The organism is Maribacter sp. PR1, assembly GCF_028464145.1.
Lineage (GTDB): Bacteria > Bacteroidota > Bacteroidia > Flavobacteriales > Flavobacteriaceae > Maribacter.
Genome location: NZ_JAQPCG010000009.1, coordinates 205,483 through 212,626, shown reverse-complemented (window position 1 = coordinate 212,626; position 7,144 = coordinate 205,483). Strand labels below are relative to the sequence as shown.

The 7,144-nt window shown below is 38.1% G+C and carries 8 protein-coding genes; 5 read left to right on the top strand and 3 right to left on the bottom strand.

The genetic code is table 11. The features are described 5' to 3' along the window. Window positions 1-260: 260 nt before the first annotated feature. The 5 genes from PP182_RS18370 to PP182_RS18350 all read left to right on the top strand — a co-directional run bounded on the left by PP182_RS18370 (window position 261) and on the right by PP182_RS18350 (window position 2,958). Window positions 261-620: a hypothetical protein gene (locus PP182_RS18370; protein ID WP_272652728.1), complete on the top strand. Its 360-nt coding sequence runs from the start codon at window positions 261-263 to the stop codon at window positions 618-620. A 37-nt stretch (window positions 621-657) separates the two neighbouring features. Next, on the top strand, window positions 658-1,113 hold the full coding sequence (locus PP182_RS18365) for a DUF423 domain-containing protein (RefSeq protein WP_272652727.1): 456 nt from the start codon (window positions 658-660) through the stop codon (window positions 1,111-1,113). 253 nt (window positions 1,114-1,366) lie between these two features. Continuing rightward, window positions 1,367-1,819 (top strand): hypothetical protein, encoded by a 453-nt coding sequence (locus PP182_RS18360; RefSeq protein WP_272652726.1) that lies wholly within the window; start codon window positions 1,367-1,369, stop codon window positions 1,817-1,819. Window positions 1,820-1,850: 31 nt separating this feature from the next. Then, a complete protein-coding gene (locus PP182_RS18355) occupies window positions 1,851-2,342 on the top strand; it encodes an RNA polymerase sigma factor (protein ID WP_272652725.1) in 492 nt (163 codons plus the stop codon). Next, window positions 2,326-2,958 carry a hypothetical protein gene (locus PP182_RS18350; protein ID WP_272652724.1) on the top strand — a complete coding sequence of 211 codons (633 nt, stop codon included), beginning with the start codon at window positions 2,326-2,328 and terminating at the stop codon, window positions 2,956-2,958. Before PP182_RS18355 ends, PP182_RS18350 begins: the two co-directional genes overlap by 17 nt. A 743-nt stretch (window positions 2,959-3,701) precedes the next feature. On the opposite strand, the gene PP182_RS18345 is transcribed toward PP182_RS18350, so the two are convergent. The 3 genes from PP182_RS18345 to PP182_RS18335 form a co-directional block, all read right to left on the bottom strand. Continuing rightward, the gene (locus PP182_RS18345) at window positions 3,702-4,607 is read right to left on the bottom strand and encodes a helix-turn-helix domain-containing protein (protein WP_119645870.1); all 906 of its coding nucleotides are present in this window, start codon (window positions 4,605-4,607) and stop codon (window positions 3,702-3,704) included. A 159-nt stretch (window positions 4,608-4,766) separates the two neighbouring features. Further along, entirely contained in the window at window positions 4,767-5,939 is a 1,173-nt protein-coding gene (locus PP182_RS18340) for an alpha/beta hydrolase fold domain-containing protein (protein WP_272652723.1), read from the bottom strand. Further along, a complete protein-coding gene (locus PP182_RS18335) occupies window positions 5,939-7,132 on the bottom strand; it encodes a pectin acetylesterase-family hydrolase (RefSeq protein ID WP_119645872.1) in 1,194 nt (397 codons plus the stop codon). Before PP182_RS18335 ends, PP182_RS18340 begins: the two co-directional genes overlap by 1 nt. Window positions 7,133-7,144: the final 12 nt, after the last annotated feature.

Sequence of the window (7,144 nt, the reverse complement as noted above, 5' to 3'; positions counted from 1 at the left end):
CGATACCAATGTATAACTTCGGTACAGCAGTAATTTGGGTAATCATATCTTTAATTTTTAGTTCATTTTAAAGATACTCGACTTACTGCTTTTTCATCGATGCTATATACGATTGTTGCAGGGTATCGAGCCCTTTACTATAGTGGGCTTTTTTCCTTTACGGCTTTTTTGGGTTCTCAGAACTCACAAGCGAGCTTGACGATCCCCGCCCTACAAAAACCGTACATATCCTCGAGCCGATATATGCCCCTTGAACCCAAATGAAAGCAGTATTAAAAATATCAATTGTACTTTCTTTAATTGCTGTTGCTGCTTACTTCATCAGCTTTTATGTAATGCCTAGTGTAACTGTTAAAAACATATCCAATACAAGCATTCAAGCAGCCAAAGTAACCCTTCCCAATGCAGGGTTGGACTTTGGTCCAATTGAAGCTAAGGAACAAAACACCATTCATTATTCATTAGAGCAAACTGAAGGTGGTTATAAATATCATTTTGTCTTAAAAAATGGTGTTGTACTTGAAGGAGACTGTGGGTACGTTACAAGTAATGAAGTACATAAACGTTTTGAAATTTTGGTAAAGGAAGGTAATAAGGTTGTATGCAGATATGGCATATAACAGACGTTGGCAAACATTAAAAAAACAATATCGAAATATGAAAAATTGGAATTTCAAATTAAAAAAACCACCGAAAGAAGTTATTGAAAAACTAACATCTAAACTTAACTCTATTGGAGGTTTTTCATTTAAAACCAAAAACACTAATACTTTTAGTTTCCGTAAGAGGATTTTGTACCCTTGGTATTATGCATTCCAAAATTGGACTGTTGTTAATGGCGAATTCATAGAAAATAATGTTGAGAATATAACTGAAGTTAAAATTTCATTCAAACAGCACTTTTTGATCAAATTAATAATAGTTACTCATCTAATTCTTGGATTGGGACTTGTTCTAGGGCTATTCCTAGCGACAGACAATCAATCTCTAACTTATATTTTAGGTGGACTAGTTATCGCTTTTGGAATAATTATTTGGATTACGGCAACTAGAAAATTTAATAACGATTCTAAAAAATACAAAGTACTAATAACCAAAACACTAGGAGTTTAAAAAATAACGATTTGCCAACACCGTATAAAATTAATTGCTAGTTCAAGCCTGCTTACGAAAATCACGGATTTTCTATTCAATTTGTATTTGCTAAATAAAGTACTTGGAACACGCAACCAATCTTGTACAATCACATTACCACCAATATTCAAACTAAGAATCTTTTTCATGAAGTGCAATCCTTTAAAAAAAATAGTTCAATGGGGTGTAATAATCTTTGACTTGAGCCACTAACCAAGAAAAGATTAAAATTATGACGTTAAAAAAAGCACTAGACTATTTTCAAAGTTTAGTTTCTGAGACGAGTAAAAAGTCTGAAATAAAGGTATACAAAGAATTCATTAGAATTTTGAACAGGTTGGAAGATAGAGATTTATCAGCCTCTGAAATTCAGGCGATAGAGACCGAATTGAAAAGGCTTAATCTGGACTCTACAATTGCTCATGATATAAAATATTATAAAAAGGCACTTACACAATTTGAAAAATATTTAAAGGATACTTTTTCCTTAACAACTAAAGGGTATTACACGAAGATTGGAATAGCTTTGGGGATGACCTTTGGATTGCTTTTTGGAGTTGTTTTTTTATCTAGACTTGAGCGGTCCAAAGGCATTGCATTAGGAATGTCACTTGGCATGTTTATTGGACTGCTCATAGGACGTAATCTTGATGCAAAAGCTTTATCTTCAGGAAATATGGTTTAACATTTTTGGAATTTGGACTTTAAACAAAAAAGTGAGCAACGATTTTTATACTTCCTCCATTCAGCCTTATTCAGGAATAATCATAAAGATATGCAGGGCGTATACAGATACTCAAGAAGATTTCGAGGATTACTATCAAGAGGTGTGCCTGCAAATCTGGAAAAGCAGAAATAACTTTAAAAGGCAATCAGCATGGTCTACATGGGTGTATCGAATTTCACTGAACGTTAGCATGACATTGCTGAAAAAAAGAAAAAACAACCAACAGTACAGTGCTTCTAATCTCTTGGCAGAAGAAGTATCCGAAGAATCCCGTGCTTTTGCCGATGAATCGCTTAATCAGCTTTACTACGGTATTAGGCAATTATCAGAAGTGGACAGGGCAGTAATTTTGCTTTATCTGGAAGAAAAGTCGTACCAAGAAATTGCAGATATTATTGGCACAAACCCGAATAATATTGGGGTACGCATCAAGCGAATTAAGGAACGACTAAAAAAAATATTAGATGGAAAAGTCAATTGAAACCATATGGAAGGAAGGGTTCCTAGATACGGAATCTTTAATCGCTCCAAAAGTGAATAACCTTTACGACAAAAAGTCGTTGCATATTATGGCTAAATTCAAGAAGATGTTCTTGAATAACATACGGGGCATTATAATTGTCTCTTCCCTTTTATTTATGGGTGCCTACTTTGCAGGAGCCTTACTGGCTGGCAGTATTGTCTTAATAATGATGCTGTACATTGCCTATACCGCTTACAACGAACTGAAGAACTTAGAAAAAATAGATAAAGGCCAAAGCAGTTATTTATTTTTAAAGTCCTTTAAAGTTTGGATTGACCAATCTATTGAGCGCTACGGAAAAATGTACAGAATTGTATACCCCATTCTCATTCTTACTTTCTATTTTGGAATTTGGTTTTCAGATAGTTTAATAGACGTGCGCCAAAAAGTTAGTGCGCATAGTGATTTGTTTTTCGGACTTCATCTCGGTACTACTATTTTTGTTCTAACTTTTGCGCTTTTGATGAGTATTTTTAGTAAGTCCATTCACCGTAAAGATGTAAAGACTATGTATGGCGGAATATTGAATAAATTAAATTCATCCATTGCAGAAATGGAAGATTTGAGGGATTAAGAACTTTATCTTATGGCCAGTAATGGTGATAACAATGCGTATATTACATATCCTTTGGGATACGCACCATACAATAACCGCTGTTTCTTATTTGAAAAAATGACACAATAAGTGACACAGATTTTAAATCGAAAAACCACGCTCTTTCTTAGAATGGTTTCTTGATTGTCGTGACCTCGACAGGATTTCCTTGGGTTTTCCTTGAAGTTTAATGTTGCAAATAAGAAACCACAGCCCGAGAAAAGCGGGCCTAATTTTGTATTTCAATCCGTTTACAAAAGCTTTGGCTTTAGGCATGTCTTAAAACACAAAACCACGCTCTGTAGAAGAGCGTGGTTTCTTGAGTGTCGTGAACTCGACAGGACAGAATTCAAACTTTTTGAAGGAAGATATTGAAATTATTATCAACGAATCAATTCATATTAGAAGTGCTTGATTTTAATAGCATAAACACCTTGATTCCCCATGGTCGCATTATCTGAAACGGGTTAAATACCTTCGCTTTGTTAATGACCCTGTAAAATTTTATACATCTTAGCAACAATTCAACAAATTACATTATAACATAGATACAAAGGTCCACTTAAAACTAATCTTTTGTTTAATTTAAAATCGTTATTCAGTTGTTTAATAATTCTTTTGTCATGCTCAATTTTAACCTGTGGAGGTGGTATATTTTGTCCAGCGTTTCCATTTTGGCCCAAGAACATTAAATATAAAAATCTAACTATCATACAGCTCCTCTAGGAACCAAATAGGCCTTTACATACTCTGTCTTCGCTAGGGTTCATGCCATGGAATTTTTTATAGAGCGAGGCGAAGTAGTGGCGATTGGAGTATCCGATTTCCTGACAGATTTCATATATGGGCAAGTCGGTACTATCAATCATCTGTTTGGCCTTTTCCATTCGTCTCTTGATAATGAATTTCCTGACAGGTAAGCCTGTGACCGTGCGGAAACATTTTTTAAGATCACATTCATTGATGCCGGATTTACGACTCAATTCCTTAATAGTCATTGTTTTTGATAAATCCTCATTGAGTATATGAAGTGCTATTTTTACACAATTCAATTGATGGTCGTTGACTCCTTCGAAGTGCTGGTCGATTTCCTTTCTACATAGGAACTCACTCCAAAAATGGACAAATTCAAGTATTTTGCTTTCGAGGAGCATGATGTTACGGGTATCTTCATGGTCGATGGAGAATACGTTTTCAAGTAGTTTTATGATGTTGCTGTCGAGACAGTATTTTTCAAATTGGGAATGGACCTTGTTTTTGGCGGCGGGTAAAAATTTTTCTGGGATAAAAATCCTCATACCATCTACTTTGGTTGTCTCGAATTCGAACTTTTCCCTATTTTCGATGGCACATGATTGTATCTCACCATTGGCCCCTATCCTAAAATCGACAAATCCTTTTTTGCCGACTGGATCATCAGAATAGAAGAGGGTTTCTTCCTTAAAACTCCATTTTCCCCTAAAGAAGTGGATATCATTTCTTATGAATAGATGTAGGGAGCCTTTCCCCAGCTCCTTCGGCATGGACAAAAGATTTGAATTCCATGCCTCTTGATTGGAGAACCCATAATTGGCAATCAGGGCATTTCTAAACTTTACGGGATTAATGTAAGGCAATATCAAATCCATGATATTTGTTGTCTATTTGGTAAAAAAAAACCTAATATACTAAAAATAAGGTAGATATTCATCTGTATTATTAAATTATATTAAATAACAAGTATTGATAACTGGAAGATGTCTGAAAGCAGAAAAGGTTTTTTAATAGGCGTTCATGGTCGGGTTGAGTCAATGGGAATCCATGAGCTTGTTTTTTGTTAGGAATTTTTCCATCGCCTGCCATTTTATCTGCCCGCTCAGACTGTTTGCGTTTGCTTCAAAACTATGCTCACCGAATGGCACCTCCTGATATGAGATGGGAACTTGAAGCCGTTCTGCCTTTCGGAGCAGTTTTCGGGCTCCTTCAATTGGTACAACATGATCACGGGAACCTGTGATGATAAGTGTTTCTGGTAGACCCTTGTGCAAGGAATTGACGATATCCAACCTTTTATAACGCTCGGGAAATTCATCAGGGGAACCCCCGACAAACTGTATGGCATTGGAGCGCATGTCCAACACCCCCTGACCTGCCATCTTCCACATCCCCGTGAAATCGACAGGGGGGAAAATCGCAATGATGGCTTTTGGCGACACAGGCTCTATTTGAGAATAGGGTGTAATATTACCATTGACTAGGCCGTAACCTGCCTGAATGACTAGGCCGCCACCTGCAGATCCTCCGTAGAGAATAAGTTTCGACGTGTCCACATTGAATTTTTGGGCGTTCTCGACCACGTAGCTTACAGCTGTAGCTATGGCATTTGCAGCGGTTTCCCAGGTGTGCATATCATCGGTTGCCAATGGATAGTCAACATCAAAAACTGTAAAACCTTTTTTGGTGAACCATTCATGGTGCCGGTCATCAGTACGAGATCCAGCCACATAGCCCCCACCATGTACCTGTATGACGGGAATGGACCTTTTTACACCTTCGAAAGGCCTATAAACATCCAATAAATATTTTTTCCCATCCAATTCCAGATAAGAAAAGGTCTCATGCGGTCCCTGCACCCCAAAGTTGGTTGACAATGCCTGGGTGAACGATAAGGGAAGTTGGTGTTTAAAAGCGGTGCGGTAGAGTGTGGCAATGACAAAAACCTGTGCCACGAACAAGACACCTGTTCCATAGAACAAATATTTTGTCAATTTAGCGGATTTTTTCCTGAAAACTAGGAATGCCAGACCCAAAAAAACGAAAATCACAACTAGAATCTGCGCAGAATAATGCGATTGCAACAGACCGGTATAACCACCAAGATACATGGGCCAATTGGCAAATGTGCCGAATAACATCAGTGCAAATACCAAAACAGCAGGCACCATTAAAATAGCATAGGGTATATATAAGAATTTCTTCATCAATATTTATTTTTGGCATACAATAAATCGCTACCCGCCGATATGTGCTCATCATCCAATATATTTTTTCGCAGCCAATCAATGTATCTCAAATCGTTCGACCTACAGTGATATAAGCTGGAATCGGACCCCAGCAAAGTATGAGGGGTAGCCACTTTTTCCGAATCGTACCTACAATTGGTCAAAAAATACTGATAATCGATATCCGAACTATCGAGTCGCTGGATTGATGCCTTCATGTGTTCCGACCATTCATAAATATACCCCGTATCATTGGTCTGGCGATGGTTCAGGGATGCATAGAACCTTGGTAAGATAACATCGTACAAGGTATGGCTATTCAAGTGTTTGATCCTTTCATTGATCGAATCATAACGGTTGAGCAGCGCATCTGCATAGGCATCATTGCCGATGTCAAATTTAAGCAACGACCGACTGTCGCTTTTCCAGACCGAGTTCAAGATAGTGAGCCATCGGTCGGATGTGAGCTGCGATCCATCCGACAATTGATAGATGCTCTGAAGGTCTTTGTAATGTTCTGCCACCGCGGGTGCCCAATAGGCCGAGGCAAAGCCACCGGCGCTTTCACCTGACACCAATATTTTCTTTGGGGCCTTAAAGTTGGTATACACCCAATCCAAAGCGGTCAAAACATTGTTCCTACCATTATGGTGCACTTCCATTTCACTACCATCCGCTTCATAAACAGTGGTGGTGTTCCCGATATGGAAATCGCCCGTACAGTAGGGGATATAGACGATGTTCCAATCCTTGAACGGGTTCTCCTGTTCCTTGTTGTTAAAGATGCCGCTCAAAAATTTATACTGAAAGTCGAGTTCGATGGGAAAATAAAAGGCCTTAAGATCTTTGGAGTCTCCTTCGGTCAAGGCCTTGTATAGGGTGATGGGCCTGGTACACGTATTATCGTCCCAGCAGGCACCTCCCCCTGAAAAATGGACAATGACATTATCGGATTTACCTTTCCGAACAAAGATGAAATACTCCGACCCATCGCTGCACATGGATTCGTTGCCCATGTCAACGGTGTGCCAATGACTGTCTTCAATGTCGGAAAAATAGGAAACACTACCCGGTCGGGCCAACCATATAAAGTAAGAGTATAAAAATCCGATTACTAGAACCATCAATAGGGTCAGGGACGTCCATTTCAATATTTTTTTCAATCTTTTCATTGGATGTATCTG

Excerpts from the sequence above, each read along its gene's own strand:
- PP182_RS18335 (WP_119645872.1), bottom strand. The coding sequence starts at position 7,132 with ATGAAAAGATTGAAAAAAATATTGAAATGGACGTCCCTGACCCTATTG.
- PP182_RS18350 (WP_272652724.1), top strand. The coding sequence starts at position 2,326 with ATGGAAAAGTCAATTGAAACCATATGGAAGGAAGGGTTCCTAGATACG.
- PP182_RS18365 (WP_272652727.1), top strand. The coding sequence starts at position 658 with ATGAAAAATTGGAATTTCAAATTAAAAAAACCACCGAAAGAAGTTATT.
- PP182_RS18370 (WP_272652728.1), top strand. The coding sequence starts at position 261 with ATGAAAGCAGTATTAAAAATATCAATTGTACTTTCTTTAATTGCTGTT.
- PP182_RS18345 (WP_119645870.1), bottom strand. The coding sequence starts at position 4,607 with ATGGATTTGATATTGCCTTACATTAATCCCGTAAAGTTTAGAAATGCC.
- PP182_RS18340 (WP_272652723.1), bottom strand. The coding sequence starts at position 5,939 with ATGAAGAAATTCTTATATATACCCTATGCTATTTTAATGGTGCCTGCT.
- PP182_RS18360 (WP_272652726.1), top strand. The coding sequence starts at position 1,367 with ATGACGTTAAAAAAAGCACTAGACTATTTTCAAAGTTTAGTTTCTGAG.